Here is a 745-nt window from a genome sequence, read left to right as displayed (position 1 = left end):
GTGTTATTCCTAAGGGTGGTGACAAGGTTATGTATGCGGATAGAAGTTCGCTTAAGGATATGTTTACGCGAGCAAGTATTCTTTCACATGAAAATATTCGAGGAATTCAATTACATTTGTCTGAGAATCAATTGCAGGTGTTTGCTAATAATCCAGAGCACGAACAAGCTGAAGATTGTTTGGAAGTGGATTATCAGGGTGAAGATTTACAGATTGGATTCAATGTTAGCTATCTAATTGATGTTATGAATGTTTTGTCGAGTGAAAATATTCGAATGACGCTATTGAATGCAAATTCATCGGCTTTGATAGAGTCTTCAGAGAATGATGGAAACTTATACGTAATCATGCCGATGCGCTTATAGAGTAGGGCAGGGAAGACTCTAACAGGCGCTTCTTCATTATTAGCGTTGTAATTCAGATAGTAATATAAAAGGACAAAGCGATGGGATTGTTTACAGATACATTGAAGGGAACTTTTCGTATTGGTCAGACTACAGGCATTCTTGCTAAAACAGGTGCTCAATGGTTAATCGGTAAACGGCCACCCAATCCCAAGTTATTAAGATCTATTTTTGAAGACTTAGGTGCTACCTATATTAAGTTAGGGCAGTTTATCGCAAGTTCGCCTACTTTCTTTCCTCAAGATTACGTTGAAGAATTTCAAAACTGCTTAGATCGTACCCAGCCTTTTTCTTTTTCTGTGGCTCGAAAGATTATTGAAAATGAATTAGGTAAGCCTTTG

The 745-nt window shown here is 37.6% G+C and carries 2 pseudogenes; both read left to right on the top strand.

From position 1 onward, the window contains the following. Positions 1-365: pseudogene (locus tag A3729_RS07720) on the top strand (DNA polymerase III subunit beta); the annotation flags it as partial. An 80-nt stretch (positions 366-445) separates the two neighbouring features. Next, positions 446-745: pseudogene (locus A3729_RS07715) on the top strand (AarF/ABC1/UbiB kinase family protein); the annotation flags it as partial.

Source organism: Oleiphilus sp. HI0043, assembly GCF_001634935.1.
The sequence above is the reverse complement of the archived record's forward strand: the minus strand, read 5'-3'. Positions and strand labels throughout refer to the sequence as shown.